The sequence below is a fragment of the Sporosarcina sp. P1 genome, assembly GCF_002743155.1.
Lineage (GTDB): Bacteria > Bacillota > Bacilli > Bacillales_A > Planococcaceae > Sporosarcina > Sporosarcina ureae_B.
The window spans coordinates 130,325-151,401 of the sequence record NZ_PDYS01000001.1 but is presented as its reverse complement, the minus strand read 5'-3'; the positions used below and the strand labels follow the sequence as shown (position 1 = coordinate 151,401).

20 protein-coding genes are annotated in these 21,077 nt (G+C 40.4%); all 20 read right to left on the bottom strand.

The window, feature by feature from the left end:
- Nucleotide 1 precedes the first annotated feature (1 nt).
- Nucleotides 2–454, bottom strand: a complete 453-nt coding sequence (gene fliJ, locus CSV73_RS00760) for a flagellar export protein FliJ (protein ID WP_085133236.1) — start codon at nt 452–454, stop codon at nt 2–4.
- A complete protein-coding gene (gene fliI, locus CSV73_RS00755; protein ID WP_199092917.1) occupies nt 451–1,785 on the bottom strand; it encodes a flagellar protein export ATPase FliI in 1,335 nt (444 codons plus the stop codon). Before fliI ends, fliJ begins: the two co-directional genes overlap by 4 nt.
- A 2-nt stretch (nt 1,786–1,787) precedes the next feature.
- The gene (locus CSV73_RS00750) at nt 1,788–2,561 is read right to left on the bottom strand and encodes a FliH/SctL family protein (RefSeq protein WP_099628091.1); all 774 of its coding nucleotides are present in this window, start codon (nt 2,559–2,561) and stop codon (nt 1,788–1,790) included.
- Complete coding sequence (gene fliG / locus CSV73_RS00745; RefSeq protein ID WP_085133234.1) at nt 2,554–3,567, bottom strand: flagellar motor switch protein FliG; 1,014 nt, start codon at nt 3,565–3,567, stop codon at nt 2,554–2,556. The genes CSV73_RS00750 and fliG overlap by 8 nt, the downstream gene beginning before the upstream one ends.
- Nucleotides 3,568–3,580: 13 nt before the next feature.
- Entirely contained in the window at nt 3,581–5,182 is a 1,602-nt protein-coding gene (fliF, locus tag CSV73_RS00740) for a flagellar basal-body MS-ring/collar protein FliF (protein WP_085133233.1), read from the bottom strand.
- Between the two features lie 61 nt (nt 5,183–5,243).
- The gene (gene fliE / locus CSV73_RS00735; protein ID WP_085133232.1) at nt 5,244–5,552 is read right to left on the bottom strand and encodes a flagellar hook-basal body complex protein FliE; all 309 of its coding nucleotides are present in this window, start codon (nt 5,550–5,552) and stop codon (nt 5,244–5,246) included.
- A gap of 30 nt (nt 5,553–5,582) precedes the next feature.
- The gene (flgC, locus tag CSV73_RS00730) at nt 5,583–6,044 is read right to left on the bottom strand and encodes a flagellar basal body rod protein FlgC (protein WP_085133231.1); all 462 of its coding nucleotides are present in this window, start codon (nt 6,042–6,044) and stop codon (nt 5,583–5,585) included.
- Nucleotides 6,045–6,046: 2 nt separating this feature from the next.
- Nucleotides 6,047–6,436 carry a flagellar basal body rod protein FlgB gene (gene flgB, locus CSV73_RS00725; RefSeq protein WP_085133230.1) on the bottom strand — a complete coding sequence of 130 codons (390 nt, stop codon included), beginning with the start codon at nt 6,434–6,436 and terminating at the stop codon, nt 6,047–6,049.
- Nucleotides 6,437–6,970: 534 nt separating this feature from the next.
- On the bottom strand, nt 6,971–7,747 hold the full coding sequence (gene codY, locus CSV73_RS00720; RefSeq protein ID WP_085133229.1) for a GTP-sensing pleiotropic transcriptional regulator CodY: 777 nt from the start codon (nt 7,745–7,747) through the stop codon (nt 6,971–6,973).
- Nucleotides 7,748–7,833: 86 nt separating this feature from the next.
- On the bottom strand, nt 7,834–9,222 hold the full coding sequence (hslU, locus tag CSV73_RS00715; protein ID WP_099626573.1) for an ATP-dependent protease ATPase subunit HslU: 1,389 nt from the start codon (nt 9,220–9,222) through the stop codon (nt 7,834–7,836).
- Nucleotides 9,223–9,225: 3 nt separating this feature from the next.
- Nucleotides 9,226–9,765: an ATP-dependent protease subunit HslV gene (hslV, locus tag CSV73_RS00710; protein ID WP_099626362.1), complete on the bottom strand. Its 540-nt coding sequence runs from the start codon at nt 9,763–9,765 to the stop codon at nt 9,226–9,228.
- Between the two features lie 8 nt (nt 9,766–9,773).
- The gene (gene xerC / locus CSV73_RS00705) at nt 9,774–10,673 is read right to left on the bottom strand and encodes a tyrosine recombinase XerC (RefSeq protein WP_085133676.1); all 900 of its coding nucleotides are present in this window, start codon (nt 10,671–10,673) and stop codon (nt 9,774–9,776) included.
- Nucleotides 10,674–11,060: 387 nt separating this feature from the next.
- Entirely contained in the window at nt 11,061–12,371 is a 1,311-nt protein-coding gene (gene trmFO, locus CSV73_RS00700; protein WP_085133227.1) for an FADH(2)-oxidizing methylenetetrahydrofolate--tRNA-(uracil(54)-C(5))-methyltransferase TrmFO, read from the bottom strand.
- A 43-nt stretch (nt 12,372–12,414) separates the two neighbouring features.
- Complete coding sequence (gene topA, locus CSV73_RS00695) at nt 12,415–14,490, bottom strand: type I DNA topoisomerase (protein WP_099626361.1); 2,076 nt, start codon at nt 14,488–14,490, stop codon at nt 12,415–12,417.
- 125 nt (nt 14,491–14,615) lie between these two features.
- Nucleotides 14,616–15,494 carry a DNA-processing protein DprA gene (gene dprA / locus CSV73_RS00690; protein WP_085133225.1) on the bottom strand — a complete coding sequence of 293 codons (879 nt, stop codon included), beginning with the start codon at nt 15,492–15,494 and terminating at the stop codon, nt 14,616–14,618.
- A 73-nt stretch (nt 15,495–15,567) separates the two neighbouring features.
- Complete coding sequence (sucD, locus tag CSV73_RS00685) at nt 15,568–16,470, bottom strand: succinate--CoA ligase subunit alpha (RefSeq protein WP_085133224.1); 903 nt, start codon at nt 16,468–16,470, stop codon at nt 15,568–15,570.
- 18 nt (nt 16,471–16,488) lie between these two features.
- Complete coding sequence (sucC, locus tag CSV73_RS00680; RefSeq protein WP_085133223.1) at nt 16,489–17,649, bottom strand: ADP-forming succinate--CoA ligase subunit beta; 1,161 nt, start codon at nt 17,647–17,649, stop codon at nt 16,489–16,491.
- Nucleotides 17,650–17,782: 133 nt separating this feature from the next.
- Nucleotides 17,783–18,070 (bottom strand): EscU/YscU/HrcU family type III secretion system export apparatus switch protein, encoded by a 288-nt coding sequence (locus CSV73_RS00675; protein ID WP_085133222.1) that lies wholly within the window; start codon nt 18,068–18,070, stop codon nt 17,783–17,785.
- Nucleotides 18,067–20,235, bottom strand: a complete 2,169-nt coding sequence (locus CSV73_RS00670) for a hypothetical protein (RefSeq protein ID WP_099626360.1) — start codon at nt 20,233–20,235, stop codon at nt 18,067–18,069. Before CSV73_RS00670 ends, CSV73_RS00675 begins: the two co-directional genes overlap by 4 nt.
- Nucleotides 20,232–21,005, bottom strand: coding sequence for a ribonuclease HII (locus CSV73_RS00665; protein WP_099626359.1), 774 nt, complete (start codon nt 21,003–21,005; stop codon nt 20,232–20,234). Before CSV73_RS00665 ends, CSV73_RS00670 begins: the two co-directional genes overlap by 4 nt.
- Nucleotides 21,006–21,077: the final 72 nt, after the last annotated feature.

Sequence of the window (21,077 nt, the reverse complement as noted above, 5' to 3'; positions counted from 1 at the left end):
TTTACCACCCGTCTTCTCTTGAACGAAACTTCATCGTTGATAGTTCGTCTATTCGATTTGTCTCTACGTGTTCCATTTCAGCATTATATTGTTCTTTCCCAATCTCTTTCATTTTCTCAAACTTCTTCACTTCGATATTTTTCTCCAGCAATTGGGATTCATACCAATTCATTTTCGATCGGGATTTCATCACTTCTTGCTGAATATGATCAATGGTTAAGTCAAGTGTGTTAATGAATCGAGAATAACTGTGTAAATCATCAATGGAAAAACCTGTAGTCATTCGTTGTTGCTGTTCTTCCAAGACATTTTCTTTCTTTTTCATCTGGTCATACAGTTGGGTTGCGATTTTTTCAAACTCTTCAATCGCCTCTTTATATGCCATTTCTGTTTCATCACGTTCTTGTTCACGTAAATTCAGTACTTTATCAAAACGATAACGGAAAGAAGTCATCTACGTTCTCCTCCTCCAGAAGCTAACGCAATCATTTCATTTACCGTATCTTCCAATTGAATATTCTCATTAAATTTCTGTTTCAGAAAGTCGGTAATGATTGGCTCATACTCAATCGCTTCATCGATTTCTCGTGACGTCCCTTTTTTATATGCACCAATATTAATTAAGTCCTCAGATTTATCGTAGGCATAATACAGTTCGCGTAATTTCGCAGCTGCTGTCAAATGGTCAGGATCTGCAATATGGTTCATTAGACGACTGACACTTTTCAAAATATTGATCGCAGGATACTGACCTTTATTGGCAAGCGTACGGTCTAAGACTATATGACCGTCAAGAATGCCTCGTACGGCATCCGCTATCGGCTCATTCATATCATCGCCGTCAACCAGCACTGTATAGAATGCGGTGATAGCCCCCTTTTCATTCGTTCCACTACGTTCCAAAAGTTTAGGTAAAATAGCGAAAACGGAGGGAGTATATCCCCGTGTTGCAGGCGGTTCACCTACCGCAAGACCAATCTCACGCTGTGCCATGGCTACACGTGTGACGGAGTCCATCATCAACATGACGTTCAAGCCTTTATCTCGAAAGTACTCTGCAATAGCTGTTGCTGTCATGGCACCTTTAATTCGCATAAGAGCGGGCTGATCAGAAGTCGCCGCGACTACAATTGTTTTCTTTAAACCCTCCGGCCCGAGGTCTCTGTCGATAAACTCACGGACTTCACGACCACGTTCGCCTATGAGAGCGATCACGTTAATATCCGCTTCCGTATTGCGTGCAATCATACCTAGCAAAGTACTTTTGCCGACACCGGAACCTGCGAAAATCCCTACACGTTGACCACTACCTACAGTCAGCATACCGTCAATGGCTTTCACTCCTACAGCTAACTTGTCATTAATAGTAGGACGTGTCAAAACGTTTGGTGGACTGTTTTCTGTACGAACAGTTGCCAAGCCTTTAGGTAACGGGCTTGAATCAATAGGCTTCCCTAAAGAATCGAGGACTTTCCCTAGTAGATTCATCCCTACCTTTACTTCAAGAGGCTTACCTAGCGTTTCGACTAGACAGCCACTTGAAATATTGCGTATATCCGTGTAAGGCATCAGCATGACGATTTCTGCCCTAAATCCTACAACTTCTGCTTGTATTAGAGAACGTCCCCCTTCAGGAACGTTCAAATGAATGAAACATACGTCTCCGATTGACGATTCTGGACCTTTAGATTCTATTAGTAATCCCACAACTCGTATTACCCGACCATATTTTTTCAAGGTGTTGATATTTGGAATGATCGGAATCAAATCTTCGGCTCTTTTCAAATTCACACACCATCTTCCATGATTTTCACCAATTGCTCTTTCAGTTCATTCAGTTGCTCATCTACACTCACTACGATTCGACCATGGTTCGTTTCGATAAAACAATCTGTTGCATTGAAATCTTCATTGACAAAAATAAGGAATGGTGTTTCGGGTGGAAAGATTGAAGCAAGTTCAGTGCGATGTGTCGTTACCATATTAAACTGTTCAGTCGGTACGAATAATTTTATCTCTTCGCTTTCTTGTGCTTCTTTAATCCCTTTACGCACGATTGATAAATAGGTCTCATCGTCCTCTTCTATCACTTTATCAATGATTCGTTCCGCCGAATGCATCCCGATATTCAAAATTACTCGTTCTTGATTGAGTAAATATTGCGTTGCATTCTCGTATGCTAATGTAGTAGTTTCGTTCGCTGCCTCTACCATTTCACGCATCTCCGCTATTGCTTTATTGCGTCCATCATCGAATCCGACTTGAAACCCTTCGTCATATGCTCGTTGTTGCAGTTCTTCTTTTTCATTTGCCCAAGCGGCATACATCGATTCGATATCCGCTGCCGCTTGTTCCAATCGCTGTTTGATTTCGGTATCCACAATGCTTTTCCGTTGTTCCATTTCCTGTAATAAGCGGTTGCGTTCCATGAACATCATGCCTGTACTTACTGGCTCTTCCACTACTTCGGCAGGTTCCATCGATTGCAAATTGCGTATTGATATTGCTTTCGTAGGACTTTGATTCATAACAGTTCGCTCAGAACGAAACAGATTAGACAATGATGTCATCTCCTCCACCACGCGCTATGATGATTTCTCCTGCATCTTCGAGTCTGCGGATGATTCCTACGATTCGAGACTGCGCCTCTTCCACGTCACGAAGTCGCACGGGACCCATTACATCCATTTCTTCTTTGAAAGATTCTGCCATACGTTGTGACATGTTCTTGAATAGTATATCTTTCACTTCTTCACTAGATACTTTCATCGCTAATATTAAATCTTCATTTTCACAGTCACGGATAACACGTTGAATTGAACGGTTATCCAACGTAATAATATCTTCGAAAACAAACATTCTCTTGCGTATTTCTTCGGCCAGCTCAGGATCTTGTATTTCAAGAGCATCGAGAATCGTTTTCTCCGTTGAACGATCTACGCCGTTTAACACTTCAACGACTGCGTCTACTCCACCTGTTTCGGTGAAGTCTTGAGTTACAGTAGATGATAATTTTCGTTCAAGAACTGCTTCTATCTCACTGATTACTTCAGGAGAAGTTGATTCCATTGTAGCTATACGTTTGGCTATATCCGCTTGCATTTCTTGCGGAAGCTGCGACAAGATTAATCCTGCCTGCTCGGCTTCCAAATAAGATAAAATCAATGCAATTGTCTGCGGATGTTCATTTTGGATAAAGTTTAGTATTTGTGATGGTTCCGCGCGTCTCGCAAAATCAAACGGTCGCACTTGGAGTGAAGATGTCAGACGGTTAATGATTGCTTGGGCATGTTCTTTTCCGAGTGCTTTTTCAAGTACTGTCTTGGCATAGCCAATCCCCCCCTGAGAAATATAATCCTGTGCAAGAGCGATGTTATGAAATTCTTCAATAATCTCTTCTTTTACAGAGGATTCTACTTTTTTCACACCCGAAATCTCCAACGTCAGTTGCTCAATCTCTTCTTCATTCAAATGCTTATAAACTGAAGCCGAAACCTCAGGCCCCAATGAGATAAGCAAAAGAGCAGCTTTTTGTTTTCCAGACATGTCTTTATCTTTCTTAACCAACTAAACCCCTCCGTTACTCCTTGGCAATCCACGTTCGCAATAATTTCGCAAACTCTTCTGGTTTATCTTTAGCCATTTTTTCTAGTTGTTTTCTTCGTGCTGTCGCTTCTGTTTCTTGTTCCATGTTGATATCATTGACTTGCACCGAATCAAATTGAGCCTGCGCTTGTTCTATAGCCAACTCTTCTTCCATTTCCGCTTCATTGCGTCTCTTGCGCAAGAACAACACAACTAGAACAATAACTGCTAGTAGTAATACTCCGCCAATCAAATATACCCACCAAGGGATGACCGTCTTCGTATCTTCAAACGCGATATTTTTCCCTTTAAGTGGTTGAACCGAAACTGCTATTTTCTCAGCTAGTATTTCTTCCGTCAATTCTCCAGCTACTTCTGTATCCAATGAAGTACGTACTATTGTCTCTAAAATCCGTTCAACATCTTGTCTAACTTCAGGTGCCAATGAGGTTGGATCATCAGCAGTAGGAGGTTCAATCATAACTTGAATACCGATATTACTTATCTTATATGGACTCTCTACTATATCTTTTCTGATTCTATTTACTTCATTATTAATCGTTTCTTCTAGACGTTCGTAATCTCCGTCTCCACCTTCACCTTCAACATAGGTAGTACGATTATCTGTCGGATCTTCCGCTTCTGGTGTACCACCTACTGCCGGATTCGTACCCGAGAATGATTCAGTTATCCGTTGCACACTTAATGCAATACCTTCCATGTTTTCTGGATCTACAGGTGTCACAAGATTCTCTTCACGTTGTTCTTTCTTAAAGTCGATATCTGTCGTAACGGACACCACTACTTTATCTTGTCCCATCAACGTACCAAGCATCATTTGAACCTGTCGTTGTAAGTCGCGCTCGATCGTTTTTTTCACGCCCATTTGATCCGTCACACTAGCTCCGTAAGAATCTCCTGAATCTTTCAGATCAAAGTACTCAAAATATTGGTTCTGGATGACGATATTCTCATTAGATAGATTTGGCAAGCTCTTTGAGACTAAATTATATAGTGATGTAATTTGTTGTTCTGAAAAATTTTGTCCGGGATTCGTCTTCAACATAATCGCTGCACTAGCCTCTGACGTCGTGTCATTTACGAAGATTCCCTCTGTCGGTAAAGTAAGCATTACTTTCGCATCCTTAATACCTTCTATACCCTTTATTAGATTAGCTAATTCTGTTTGCATCGCAGCAAGCTTAATCATATTAAATTCATTATCCGTAGTACCGAAACCAGCATTATCCGAGAAAAACGAATAATCGATTAGACCGGAATCTGGGAATCCTTCTGCCGCTAGTGATACACGTAGATTATCTAGTTGTTTTTCAGGTACTGAGATTGCGGTCCCACCCGGTTCTACTAGATAAGGTACTCCCTGTCCATCTAGGACTTCTTTTATACGTCCAATTTCAGATGGCGACACTTCTGAATAAAGCGTTACATATGTAGTACGGGACATAATGATTGTTAAAAAAATTGCCAGCGCAATAATGCCGGCGGCTATCGTTATATATATAATTTTTTGGTTTTTCGTTCGACTTTCCCAGAAGGTCTTGAGATCCATTCTGAGCTTTGTCAATCTTTCATTCATTCTAATCCCCCGGTCAGCCTCACTAGGCCTGATTCCATTTATGCCTAGTGCTTTCTATCAATTAGACAGGCATTCTAATGATTTCTTGGTATGCTTCTACCACTTTATTACGCATTTCCATTGTTGCATTTAAGGCAATACTGGCTTTTTGTGCCGAGATCATCACATTATGTAAGTCAACATCTTCACCTTTAACAAGTTTTGTCGTCATAGCATCTGAGACTTGTTGTGTTTGGTTTACTTGGTGAATCGCGTCGTTTAACATTGCAGAGAAATTCTGTTGAGCTTCGAAAGGTGTTTTTTGTGCTTTCACTTCCGGTTGCTGGATTGACATCGCAGGCATAGCACCTGTAATTGATTGTATCGCCATCTAGTTCACTCCTAATATAATACTAGTCTATTATTTTCCGATCTCCAGTGCTTTCATTAGCATTGATTTATTTGCATTCAACGCTGTTACATTCGCTTCATATGATCTCGTTGCAGACATTAAATCAATCATTTCGCGCAAAGGGTCGATATTTGGCATTTCCACATAACCTTCTTCATTCGCATCTGGATGAGAAGGATCGAATACTAATTTGAATGGAGTCTCCCGATCTTCTTTCACACGTGTTACGGCCACACCATTCCCTGCATTCCCATGTGAGTGAACACCCTTCGCTGCTTGCAAAAATGAAGAGAACTGTCCTTCCTTCGGTTGTAATGTGACTGTTTTCCTTCTATACGGCTGCCATTCGCCATTTACTTGCTTGGCCCGAGTTGAATCGACATTCGCCATATTGGAAGATATGACATCCATACGTAAACGTTGAGCAGTTAATGCAGAAGTCGACGTGTTCAGACTATGAAATATACTCATGATCAACGTCCTCCTTTAATAACACTTTGTAATGAATTAAATTTCCCATTTAATCGCTCTATTAAAGCGGAGTTATATATTTGATTGGCCGCTAAATCTGCCTGTTGTTTGTCCATATCCACACCATTGCGATCTTGTCGGTATCGTAAGTTCGATATATCGAATGTCTTACTTGTCGTGGAATGTGTAAAATCTAAATGCTTCGAGTCAGTCTTATATGCCTCTAAGCCTTTACTATTCGCGTTGGAAAACACTTCTTTAAAATTAACACTTTTAGTTTTATAGTTGGGTGTGTCTACATTCGCTATATTTTGCGAAATTGCTTTACCTTTTGCTGATGAGTAATTCAATCCTTTTTCAAGCAGGTTGATGGCACCACCATAAATCTCCATCATTTCCCCACCTTTCTCTCATTTAGGTCATTTTTCGCGGTTTTTCTAAAATTCTACTCACTTCATACTATTCTTTAATACTATCTTTAATAAAAATTGATTCCTTAATTTTCTACTTCTCTATTGTAGCGGAGACTAATGATTTTTGTCCAATGTTTTCTAAAACTTTTAATAGTATAAAGTAACTACTGTCGAAATTTCAGAGTAGTCAATAGATTACTACTAATTACTTAGTAGTATATAAATTTGTTTTCCCTTTAATTAGGAATTGGTGTTTCACTGTTGATGTGGCACATTGTGTCGTATTGTGTAATTTAAAATGCTCTCTCAGATAATGTAAGACTTCCACACTCTCCCACTTTCTACTCATTATTACTAATCAAATTAATACTTCTTAGTGAGTATCTATTAAGCAACATGAATCCCAATTAGTAGAAGAGATCATTTATTGATCAAAATAAAAAACCGAAGAAAATCCGTAAGCACGGAAATTCCTTCAGTTTCTAAACACTTTTCTCTAAAGTGTTACTATTATTATGAATTATGTTTTTCAAGCTCTTCTAGGAATTTATCGTTCAATACTTTAATATACGTACCTTTCATTCCTAAAGAACGCGATTCAATAACACCAGCACTTTCAAGTTTACGAAGTGCATTGACAATTACTGAACGTGTAATTCCTACACGGTCGGCAATCTTAGATGCTACAAGCAATCCTTCATTTCCGTCTAGCTCTTTGAAGATATGTTCAATCGCTTCATGCTCACTGTAAGACAATGAGTTGATCGCCATTTGTACAACCGCTTTGCTACGCGCTTCATGTTCAATTTCCTCAGACTTTTCACGCAAGATTTCCATACCCACTACTGTTGCACCATATTCAGCAAGGATTAGATCGTCTTCTGTAAAACCATCTCTTAATCGCGCAAGAATCAAAGTACCCAAGCGCTCGCCGCCACCAATGATAGGTACAATTGTAGTTAAACCTTCTTGGAATAACTCTTTGTTTTCGATAGGGAACACAGTATGTTCGCTCTCAATATCGATATTTGGAGACGTTTCATTAATCTGGAACAAACGAGTTGTATACTCTTCAGGGAATTTACGATCTTCGAACATTTTTTTCATACGATCATTATCAATTTGCTGATGAATTTCTAAACCAAGTAATTTACCTTTTCTACTCACGATAAACGCATTACAATTAATTACATCGCTCAGCTCTTCTGCCATCTCTTTAAAGTTAACAGGACCGCCTGCACCTTTTTGTAACATTGCATTGATTTTTCTTGTTTTGACTAATAAGCTCATTTCTATTGTTCCTCCTCAAGGATTTCTTCTGACTTTAATGAATATTCTAAAGGTTTTCAATCGTTAAATAAACTATTACGACTTCCTTATAGAATAAAATGTGACAAATTTTTGTTTTTTACAATTCCATCCAGCTTTTCATCTACGTATGCTGGTGTAATCTTGATAGATGCAGGCCCGATTTCTGCTGCTTCGAATGATAAATCCTCTAACAACTTCTCCAAAATCGTATGCAATCTTCTTGCACCAATATTTTCTGTTTCATTATTTACTTCAAATGCAATTTCAGCCAACTTACTGATCGCTTCATCCGTAAATTCAATTTCAACTTCTTCTGTCGCAAGAAGGCGTTCATATTGCTTTAATAAAGAAAAATCCGGTTCTCGCAGTATGCGCTCAAAATCATTTTTTGTCAATTTGTCTAATTCTACACGAATTGGAAATCTACCTTGTAACTCGGGAATAATATCAGACGGCTTCGACATATGGAATGCTCCAGCAGCAATGAACAATATATAATCTGTCTTAACAGCGCCATACTTCGTTGTGACTGTAGAACCTTCCACAATCGGCAAAATATCACGTTGTACACCTTCACGAGACACTTCTCCAGAAGACTTTTGGTTGCTACTCGCTATTTTGTCCATTTCGTCAAGGAAAATAATTCCCGCCTGTTCCGTTAATTCAATTCCTTTACGTGACACTTCATCTTGATCAATCAACTTATCCGCTTCTTCCGCTTCCAGTACAATTCTTGCATCCTTTACTTTCATGCGACGCTGAACTTTCTTCTTCGGCATAAGTGATGATAAAGCGTCTTGCATACCTGACATTTGATCCATACCAGACCCTTGCAACGCATCGAATAAAGAGGGTTGTTGCGCTTGTACTTCTACCGTCACCATTTTTTCTTCAATTTGACCCTTCGCAAGTTGCTCAGCGATGTCTGAACGCTTTCGTCTAATCTCGGATTGATCTTCTGTTTTTTCGGGTTCAGGCTGTGTTTTTTGACCGAAAAACATTTCGAAAGGATTTTGACCTTCAGTATTCTTTTTCGCCTCAGGTACTAGTAGCTTGACTAAACGTTCTTCCGCTAACTTTTGGGACTGCTCTTTTACGGCTTCGCGCATATCTTCTTTTACCATTCTTACTCCGACTTCAGTTAAATCGCGAATCATTGACTCCACATCTCGTCCTACATATCCCACTTCCGTAAACTTTGTTGCTTCGACCTTTACGAAAGGCGCGTGAATTAACTTTGCAATTCTTCTTGCAATTTCTGTTTTCCCGACACCGGTAGGTCCAATCATCAAAATGTTTTTCGGAATGACCTCTTCTTGTTCTTCAGCAGTCAATTGCATACGACGATAACGATTTCGCATAGCAACCGCAACAGCTTTTTTTGCTTTTTCCTGTCCTATAATATAACGATTTAAATACGCTGTTAGCGCTTTAGGAGTCATTTCTTGCTTCATCACTTAAAGCACCTCCACGATAATATTATGATTGGTGAACACACAAATATCAGCAGCTGTTTCAAGTGAAATTTCAGCAATTTTTTCTGCTGTTAATTCACTGCTATACTTCTTCAGTGCACGTCCGGCCGCTAGTGCATAATTACCTCCGGAACCGATTGCCAATACCCCATCATCCGGCTCGATTACTTCACCAGTACCTGAAACAAGTAATAGCGTATTTTCATCCATAACAAGTAACAACGCTTCTAACTTACGTAAGATTCGATCTCCACGCCATTCTTTAGCCAGTTCAACTGACGCGCGTTGAAGATTTCCATCGTATTCATTAAGTTTAGCTTCAAATAAGTCAAATAGCGTAAAAGCATCCGCTACGGAACCAGCAAAACCAGCTAAGACTTTGCCGTTGAATAATCTACGAACTTTCTTCGCTGTATGTTTCATGACGACCGACTCGCCCATCGTCACTTGCCCATCACCTGACATGGCACATTGCCCATCATGATGAATAGCAAATATCGTTGTTGCATGAAATTTCATTATAGTTCCTCCTAAGCACGAGGGTGCGTTTGTAAATAAGTCTGGCGTAAGTGTTCATTTGTGATATGGGTATAGACCTGAGTTGACGATAAATGGCTATGTCCTAGTAGCTCTTGTACTGACCGAAGATCTGCTCCAGCGCCAAGCAAATGTGTCGCAAACGTATGGCGAATCATATGCGGCGTAATATTGGTATGCAACGATGCTCTCTTCATTAAGTCATCTAATACATAGCGCACGCCACGAGCCGTCAAAGGATCTCCACGCAAATTAACAAACAATTTTGTATGTTTCTTTTGCTTTATCAATCGTGGTCGACTACTGTCTATGTAGTTTCGCAATGCTTCCTCTGCAAAACTCCCGAATGGCACAAAACGTTCTTTTCGTCCTTTACCCATTACTTTTACAATTCCTAAATAATGATCCACATCTTGCACTTCGATTTCTACTAGTTCCCCGACACGGATCCCCGTCGCATAAAGCAACTCGAGTAAAGCACGATCTCGTAAAGAGCGAAAATCCTCACCCATCGTAACTTCAAAAAGCTTTTCTAACTCTTGCTGATAGAAAAAAGCAGGAAGGTGTTCTTCTTGCTTCGGATGATACAATAATCGAAATGCTTGATCTTCTATTCCGTAACGGGCATTAATGAATTTAAAAAATGATCGGATGGCTGATATTTTCCTAGAAATGCTTGTTCTTGCATAAGATTGATCATATAGACGAGTAACATATAATCTAGCTACGGGATAGTCGACATCCTCCAACTTCCCGATTCCCTCTTCTTGCAGGAACAATAAAAAATCCCGAAGATCTTTTTCATACTCCGCGACCGTATAGGATGAGTAGTTTTTCTCTAGTCGAATATAAGATACATATTCTTCTGCCAATTGATTTATTTCAGGAATCATTTTATCACCTCGATACGAATTTATCATCGTACAATGTGCACCTGAAGACTTGAAAGATTGTTGATTATATATAGTACGAAATAAACTATCAAAGCCGAATGTAGTCCATTAAACACTATACATTAGCAAGGAATTTTGGGCAACTTTGAAAAACTGCTTCTTTAGCATTTTTAGATTAAAGAACTATTTCCGTCACATAACAGTCAAATTACTTTACTAGCTAAGTAATCATATATCTTATTGTTCATCATTTCCCTAAATGTAAGACGTTATACCATCTAGGAAGTTGCACAATGTCACTACAACTAAAAAAACTGAAGATAGAACTCCTATTAGATGGAGTTCTATCTTCAGTCCGACCTTAAGTCGTTAAAGTAAAGATGTTAGTTATATGTTCGTCGTTGATTTAAATTCTTGTAATGCATCTAATGCGCGTGTCGCATGTTTGTTTGCTCGTTCGGCTTTCGTTCTATATCGCCTATTCAGCTCAGGGAATAATCCGAAATTGATGTTGATCGGCTGGAAGTTATGTGGATCAGCTTCCGTGATATAACGCGCCATACTCCCGAGTGCCGTCTCTCTCGGAAACCGAACCGGCTTTTCACCTTTTGCTAATTGTGCCGCATTAATACCTGCAATCAATCCTGATCCTGCTGATTCAACATAGCCTTCTACACCTGTTACCTGACCTGCAAACAGGATGGTTGGTTGTGATTTCAGCTGATACGTGCAGTTTAATACTCTAGGAGAGTTGATGAATGTATTACGATGCATCACACCGTAGCGTACGATATCGACATTTTCTAATCCAGGTATCAGTTTCAATACTTCTTTCTGAGCGCCCCATTTGAGATGCGTCTGAAATCCTACCAGGTTATATAGTGTTCCCGCCGCGTTATCCTGTCGTAACTGAATAACAGCTTTTGGTTCTTTCCCTGTTTTAGGATCTTCAAGTCCAACCGGTTTTAAAGGACCAAATAACATAGTTTTCACACCGCGCTTTGCCATCTCTTCAATCGGCATACATCCTTCAAAGTAAAGTTCTTTCTCAAACTCCTTTAAAGGAGCCACTTCAGCTGAGATTAAAGCTTCATAGAAACGCTCAAATTCCTCCGCATTCATAGGGCAGTTTAAATAAGCTGCTTCCCCTTTATCATAGCGTGATTTCAAATAAACTTTATCCATATTGATGGAATCAGCTTCTACGATGGGAGCCGCAGCATCATAGAAATATAAATAATCCTCACCAGTTAGCTGTCTAATTTCTTCAGCTAAAGTCGGAGACGTCAGTGGACCGGATGCGATGACCGTAATTCCTTCCGGTACTTTTATCACTTCCTCATTGATCACTTCTATGTTCGGATGATTCCGGACCTTTTCAGTGACGTTGCCAGCAAATTCATGGCGATCTACTGCAAGCGCACCGCCAGCAGGTACCGCACAATCATCCGCAGCTTGGATAATCAATGAATTCAATTGACGCATTTCTTCTTTGATGACACCTACCGCATTCGTCAGGTTATTGGCACGTAACGAGTTACTACACACTAACTCCGCAAATTTATCTGTATGATGGGCAGGGGTTTGCTTTACAGGACGCATTTCGAATAGTTTCACTTGGACTCCCCTATTAGCTAATTGCCAAGCAGCCTCACTTCCAGCTAATCCTGCACCAATCACATTTACAATTTGCGTCATTACAACTACCTCTTTCTCATTATGTTGAATTATTTCTATCTTATTAGCTTTGTGGTTCTTCTTTATAATCACATTCAATACATTGGATTTGAACGCCTTTTTTCAGACGCTTTTCAACCATTGTATGCTGACATTTTGGACACGGCCTCGAAATCGGTTTATCCCATGAAACATAGTCGCATTCAGGATATTGATCACAACCAAAGAATATCCTTTTCGTCTTACTTTTACGCTCGACAACTTCGCCTTTCTTACACTTTGGACATTTTACACCAATTGGTTTGATAATAGCTTTCGTATTACGACAATCCGGGAAATTAGAGCATGCCATGAATTTTCCGTAACGGCCCATCTTATAGACCATCGGAGATTCACATTTTTCACAATCTTCACCTGCCGGCTCATCTTTAATTTCAATCTTTTCCATTTCGGCATCGGCTACTTCTACGTGTTTTTCAAAATCACGATAGAAATCATCAATCACTGTTCGCCATTCGATTGTGCCTTCTTCTACATGGTCAAGGCGTTGTTCCATCTGTCTCGTAAATTCGATGTCGATGATATCAGGGAAGTATTGATTTACTGCCTGATGGACGATTCCTCCAAGTTCTGTCGGAATAAACCTCTTGGCATCTAGTGTGACATAGCCACGCTTTTGAATGGTGTCGAGTGTGGGTGCATACGTAGAAGGTCTACCTATACCTAGCTCTTCAAGCGTCTTCACTAAACGTGCTTCCGAATATCTAGGTGGCGGCTGTGTGAAATGCTGTTTCGGATCCACATCTGCATATTTAATACGCTCACCTTCTTCAAGCGGTGGTAATATATTTTCTTTTTCTTCTTGTTGGTCATCATTGCCTTCGATATAAACTTTCATGAAGCCTGGGAATTTCACTTGAGATCCCGACGCTCTAAAACGAATATCTCCATTTAAGAAATCTGCAGTCACTGTATCCAAAACAGCCGGTGCCATTTGACTTGCGATGAGACGTTCCCAAATTAGTTTATAAAGACGATGTTGGTCTCTTGTTAAAAACGCTTTCATGGCATCTGGTGGCCGCATAGCTGAAGTAGGTCTTACGGCTTCGTGCGCATCCTGCGTCTTCGCTTTAGCTTTCGTTTTTTTCGTACTAGTTGAAATAAACTCTTCACCGTACATCGTATGGATGAAGGATTTCACTTCTTCTTTTGCGGTATCAGAGATTCTTGTCGAGTCAGTCCGCATATAAGTAATCAAACCAACTGTGCCTTCTTTTCCAATTGCAATTCCTTCATATAATTGTTGCGCTAGCATCATCGTCTTCCTCGCGCGGAAGTTCAGCTTACGTGCTGCCTCTTGCTGAAGAGATGAGGTAGTGAACGGCAACGCTGGATTACGTTTACGTTCTTTCTTCACTACTTTGGATACATCGAATTCGTCCGGCTTTATTGAACTGACGATATTTTCTACTTGTTCTTGATTCGTCAGTTTCACTTTCTCTACTGTATCGCCGTAAAATTGCGCTTCAAAAGTTTTATCACCTTTAGCGAATTGTGAAGTGATGGACCAATACTCTTCCGGTTCGAATGCATTGATTTCATTTTCCCGGTCGATGATCAAACGCAAAGCAACTGATTGCACACGCCCCGCGGATAACCCTTTCTTCACTTTCTTCCAAAGGATTGGACTGATGTTATAGCCTACTAACCTATCCAAAATCCTTCTTGCTTGCTGCGCATCCACTAAATCCATGTTAATAGGACGAGGGTGTTTAAAAGATTCTTTGATTGCTTCTTTTGTAATTTCATTGAAGACTACGCGGCAATCTGACTCGATATCTACACCTAACTGATGTGATAAATGCCAAGCTATCGCTTCCCCTTCACGATCCGGGTCAGCTGCGAGGAAAATTTTCTTCGCTTTTTTTGCTTCTTTTTTTAAATCTTGAAGTATCGGTCCTTTTCCTCGGATGGTAATATACTTCGGTTCATAATTATTTTCGGTATCTACACCCATTTGACTGCGGGGTAAATCACGTAAATGACCAAGTGATGCACTAACTTTATACTTCTTTCCTAAGTAACGTTCAATCGTTTTCGCTTTAGCAGGCGATTCCACTATTACTAAGTAATCTGCCATATCGTTCCCTCCTCAGAGAGATTTCTTTATATTTATTCAGCAAAAGAATATCTGTTGCAAAATGTATAACAGTTTCTCAAATAAAGCAACCTTTTAAACATTTTACAAAAAGAGGATATGCCGATTTATAGTAAAGAATCTACAATTTGATAACCACTCCACAACGGCTTGGCTCCTTCATCCAACAGCTTATTGGGGCCCGCTGAAAGAGGGGAATCTATAGCACCAGGAACTGCAAATATTTCTTTTCCATGATCAAGAGCATGCTCGACTGTACTCATCGTTCCGCTTCTTTCGACAGATTCTGTAATGACTAGTGCGCTAGACAAACCACTGATAATCCGATTTCTCATCGGAAATGTCCATTTTGCTGGCGGAAAGTACGGTGGATACTCTGTCACAAGTAAATGATTTTCGGCCATTTCTTCAGCTATTTTTTGATTCCTTTTCGGATACATGTGAGAAAACCCATGACCCAATACACCAATTGTTTCCCCGCCAAAGTCGATAGCAGCTTGATGAGCCATCGTGTCAGCTCCAGCGGCTAAGCCTGAAACAATTGGGATCTGACGATCAACAAGCGGTGGCACAATAAATTCCAGCGCCTTTTGAGAATAACCCGTAGCTGTACGGGAGCCGATTATGCCAACACGAGGATGTTTTTTCAATAAAAGCTTATTCCCTTTAGTATAAAGAACCGATGGCGGATCGCATAATTGCTTTAATTCTTCGGGATAATCCGAATGAAAATATGTGATCGGGATCACATTGTTTTTCTTCAGTATTTCTACTATAGGAAGACGGGAAATTTCTTCATATCTCTCTGGGAATTGCTTCACTTTTTCTACAGGCAAATTAAAAATATGCGACCATTGAAGAGCCGAGTATGAATGTAAATTTTCTAGTAAAGGGTTCTCGTGCAAAATCTTCGAAAAACGATTAAAGGGTACCGGATGGATATAATGGACATACAGTAAATGTAGGTGCTGATTGGTATAGAGCATCGAATTCTCCTCTGTTCGACACTACAAGCACGAGCACGAAAAAAGGAGTAGCAATTAAGCTACTCCTTTCAGTTTACTTCGTTTTACATTTCTCGTATAGTCCTTTTTCTTTCAAGACTTTAATTAACGTTTCACCTATGACTGAAGGTGTATCTGCGACTTGAACGTCAGCTTCTTCTAGAGCTTTGATTTTATCAGCAGCTGTACCTTTACCCCCGGAAATTATAGCACCTGCGTGTCCCATACGCTTACCTTCAGGTGCAGTTTGACCGCCGATAAAGCCTACTACAGGCTTCGTCATATTTTCTTTAATCCAAGCAGCCGCTTCTTCTTCCGCAGTACCACCAATTTCACCGATCATGACCACTGCATATGTTTCTGGATCTTCATTGAATGCTTTCAAGACATCGATAAAGTTCGTACCATTTACCGGGTCTCCACCAATTCCGACAGCTGTAGTTTGACCAATGCCTTCTTGTGTTAACTGGTGAACCGCTTCATAAGTTAGTGTACCTGAACGGGAAACTACGCCTACATGCCCTTTAGTATGAATATAGCCTGGCATAATACCGATTTTCGTCTCGTCTGCCGTAATAACACCTGGACAGTTCGGGCCAATCAATCGTGTCTTTTTGCCTTCCATATAACGTTTCACTTTGATCATATCTAAGACCGGAATATGCTCTGTAATACAGATAGTCATTTCTAGTCCCGCATCAACGCCTTCCATAATTGCGTCCGCCGCATATGGTGCAGGTACGTAAATAATGGAAACTGTTGCACCTGTTTCTTTTACTGCTTCATCCACAGTGTCAAATACTGGAACTCCTTCCACCGTCTGACCGCCTTTGCCAGGCGTTACGCCAGCGACAATTTTCGTACCATATTCCAACATTTGCTGTGTGTGGAACAGGGCAGTGGAACCTGTTATTCCTTGTACAATTACTTTTGTATCTTTATTTACATAAATACTCATGATTTGTACCTGCCTTTCTTATCCTATCAACTCAACGATTTTTTTCGCGCCTTCTGCCATGGAATCCGCTGCAACGATATTGATGCCGGATTCTTGCAACAAGGCTTTCCCGCGTTCTACATTCGTTCCTTCAAGACGTACGACAAGAGGTACTTGAAGACCAACTTCTTTAGCTGCTTCAATAACACCTTCAGCAATTACGTCACATTTCATGATTCCACCAAAGATATTAACAAAAATACCTTTAACTTTTGGATCGGATAAGATGATTTTGAAAGCGGCTGCTACTTTTTCTTTCTTTGCACCGCCCCCAACATCCAAGAAGTTAGCGGGTTCTCCGCCATAGAAATGGATCGTATCCATTGTAGCCATCGCTAAACCGGCTCCATTTACCATGCAGCCGATATTGCCGTCAAGAGAAATATAGCTCAAGTCATACTTGGATGCTTCGATTTCTTTAGGATCTTCTTCATCAAAATCGCGTAATTCCATAATATCTTTATGACGGAATGTAGCATTGTCATCAAAGTTGAATTTCGCATCCAAAGCAAGTACACGCTGGTCTTTTGTAACAACAAGTGGATTAATTTCAACGATAGATGCATCTTTTTCGCTGAACACTTTATATAAACCTAAGAAAAAGCTGACTGCTTTATTGATTAGGTTGCTAGGAATTTCCATATTGAACGCCATACGACGCGCTTGGAAAGGAACCAATCCAACTACTGGGTCGATTACCTCATAGAAAATCTTTTCAGGGCTATGTTCTGCCACTTCTTCGATTTCTACGCCGCCTTCTGCAGATCCCATCAATGTTACACGATCTGTTGCTCGGTCAACGACAAGACCAATATAAAATTCTTTTTCGATATCAATTCCTTCTTCAACGAGAAGACGCTTTATTTCTTGTCCTTTAGGACCTGTTTGGTGTGTTACGAGTTGCTTACCAATTAAATCGGCTGCTACTGAACGCACTTCGTCAAGAGTTTTTACAATTTTGACTCCGCCTGCTTTACCTCGTCCACCTGCATGGATTTGGGCTTTTACCACAATAGGTACTGTACCAATCTCTTTTGCCACTGCCATTGCTTCTTTTGGAGAAAACGCGACACGGCCTTTTGAAACAGCTACTCCGTAATCTCTCAATAACTGCTTCCCTTGATATTCATGGATGTTCATACGTACTGCCTCCATTCATTTTACAATTGCTTGAAGTTCAACTACTGTTTTATTGTAATCAAACTGTCACACGTTGTCCAAGAATCGCTATTGCAAATCAAAATTCTTTAATTTCCAACAACTTAGCCTACTTTTAATTCATACCACCTTTCTCACGATCTAAACGATAGACATAAGCAAATACCTCCGATACGGCTAAATATAGTTCTTCAGGTATCATTTCGTTGACATTTAATTGTCCAAGTAATTCCAGCAGACTCGGATCTTGTTGTATGGGAATTGAATGTTCTTGCGCACGTTGAAGAATATTCTCGGCAATTTTTCCTTTTCCTTTGGCTATTACTTTTGGAGCATCTGAAACTTCAGGGTCATAGGACAGCGCAACAGCTTCTTTTCTAGTAAAACGTTGTTCTTCTCTCATATCCTAAAATCTACTCCTCCCTCATCCAACGGGAATGCGCCAGCTGTTATTTTGACATCTAGCTGTTTTTCCATGAACGGCTTGAAAGTAATGCCCGACAGTTTATAGCCAACTCCTTCAAGGCCGTCTTTTAATTGATCTTGAAAAGCGGGTCCCACCGTTTTTAAAGAAGGCAAATCATTAAAAATCGTCAAGTTTACAACTTTGTCTTGCACATGCATATCAACCAAGGTTGTCGACAGTGATTCCAATTCCAAATAAAATAATATCCTCGCAAAAGCTGGGTCAATTTTCCCATTTTCTTTCATTCGGCTATTCCACTGCAACGTAGCATCGATCTTTTTGCCAAACATTTCTAGTGGTAGTTGCATGATCAGCTGTTGTTGCGCGCCTGTATCCCCTGATTGTAGTAATGTTCCATTCAGGCGAAGTACCATTGTTTCCGCTGCATCACGCAGTGGCGGTGAAAGCGACGGATCCTGTAGCATAGCCAGTAATTGTGGTTTTAATGCGCTTGCCAAATTCGCTATATCAGGTTCTTTCCCTCCGAGCATCGCCTCGTAATTCACACCTAATGTACTGAATACGTTTTGTATAGCCTCTTTCATGACAACTCCATTCATCGTCTGTGATACTTGAGCTTCGGCTGTCTGAAGCAATCGTTTCACTTGACTATTCTCCGACTTTTCAGCCATTTGCATTAATGCACGCATGGCTTCATCCACTTTATCAAGCGACACTATGAGCGATGGAACTGACTGTTGTACTTCTTTCATCACAGTTTGTTGCTGTAATGGCACATCTTGTCTACTCGCTTGTTGGACCAATGTCTGACTGAGTTGTTCGACTAGTGCTGTTTTTGCCCCCTCTGTCATTGGTTGCTGCACAAATTGACCCAATACATTTTGTAATGCTTTTTTCATCGAGTCGGGTAAAGCTGAAGTACTACTTAGCTGTTGTGTCAGGTTTTGCACGTTCCCTTTAATTGATTCTTGGTCAGTTACCGCTGATTGGCTAATTTGACTAATTGTACTTTGAACTGTTTGCATCGTAGCCGGAGTAATTGCAGCTTGAGCTTGGGTAAATAATTTACTGAATTGCTCAACGACTGCAACTTTAGAGCTATCTGTCATCGGTTGTTGAGTTAACTGATTAATCACAGTCTGCAACGCGTTTTTTACAGATTCCGGTAGTACTTGGTTGGGTAATTGCTGCGTGACATTTTGTACGAGCGCTTTTATTGTTTGTTGATTTGTAACAGGCGTTTGACCCAGTTGACTGATTATAGACTGTATCGCTTTACCCTGGTCTGCTTGATTCATCATGTTGCTAGTAGCATTGGTAGGTCCCGTACTCACTTTCGTGACCAAATCAACTAACACTTGAGGCAAGTTGGCCAACGATGTTTGTGCGGGTAGTATAGCAGAACTTTTCAATAACTGCAGAGCTACAAATCGATCTGCTTGAGTAGCTTGTGGATTTAGCAATTGGGATAAACTTTGATTAAGCAGTTCTTTCCCTATCACTTGACTTAAAGGAGAAGAAAGAGATTGAATGATCGATAGGAGTTGCTCACGCATCGCTGAAGGAAGATTAGCGTCGCTTTGTATAGAAGCTAGCAATGTTGTCAGTTGCTGCGTAATCGTGCTCGTCTGCGCTTGTAGGAGCGACTGAAATACAGCTGGTGTAAATGGTAGTTTTGCTTCAGCAATTTTACCGAGTGTCGCTAGTGCCTCTGCTTTCATTCCATCCGGTAATGATTTCAGAAGATTGACAGCTTCTAGTATATTTTCTTTTGTCATAGGAATTTTTTGCTTAATAATCGTCGCGAGAATATCTTTCATTTCCTGTGTTTTGGGTACATTTAACGACTCCATTAACTGGTTCAGTTGTGCCGACTGGCCTTCACCGCGCATCGGACCAGAAATGATCTGCAGCTGTAACTCAGGTTCAGTGCCGTTGACCTTGAAGTAATAATTATCTCCTGCTTGCATGGACACTTCCAATTTAGCATATAACTGCTGATTTCCAACTTGTACTTGCGCCATTTGACCAGGAAATAATTGTGTAATCTTTCCGTGAATCATTTGTCCTTCTTTCAGGGATAGCGGTTGAGTTTCCATGGTAGTCCTTGTAGATGAAGCAGCTAATGAATGTAAATTCATTGTTGATCCCTCCACATCGTTTTAATCGGTTCGAACGATTTGCGATGATGTTCACAAAGTCCATGCGTTTCAAGTCCTTGTAGATGTTTCGCAGTTCCATATCCCGCATTTTCATTAAATGCATACCAAGGAAACTCGTCATGTAATTCATTCATCAGTGCGTCACGAGTTGTTTTAGCTAATATAGAAGCAGCCGCGATAGTTAAGCTTTTTTCATCTCCTTTTATGACGGAGTAGCATAGGCACGATGTATGTAGATTCATAGCGTCTGCTATAACTACGTGTGGCGCTATTTCAAGTTCACTTATAGCTATCTCCATCGATTGCTTTGTTGCTTGATATATATTCAATTCATCAATTACTTGAACAGGCTGCACGTGTATAGCGTACGCCACAGCTTGTTCTTTAATCAGTCGGGCAAATTCCTGCCTTTTCTCCTTAGAAACTTTTTTCGAGTCGTCCAATCCAATAAGGGCGGAACAATCCTCAGGTAGTATAACCGCAGCTGTAACTACTGGCCCCGCTAAAGGTCCTCTTCCCGCTTCGTCAATTCCCGCAACAAATAAAACGCGTGAGGATCTATATGAGTCATCAAATGCGATTTTCTTTTGAAATTCTTGAATAAGCGCTTGTTTTTTTTCGTAGCGGGCGCGCCATTGAATAATCGCTTGCTGGACGCCTTTTCTCGTGTCGGCTTCAAGTTCTATAAGCCAATCATTCGGTTCTTGTAACTCCATTAATTGATGCTTTATTTGCTGTATCGTTGTCAATTTCTTCACCTGTCCATCTGAATTATGATTATCTAAGTATTATATCGGTTTCTAAATGATTTTTTCGACAAA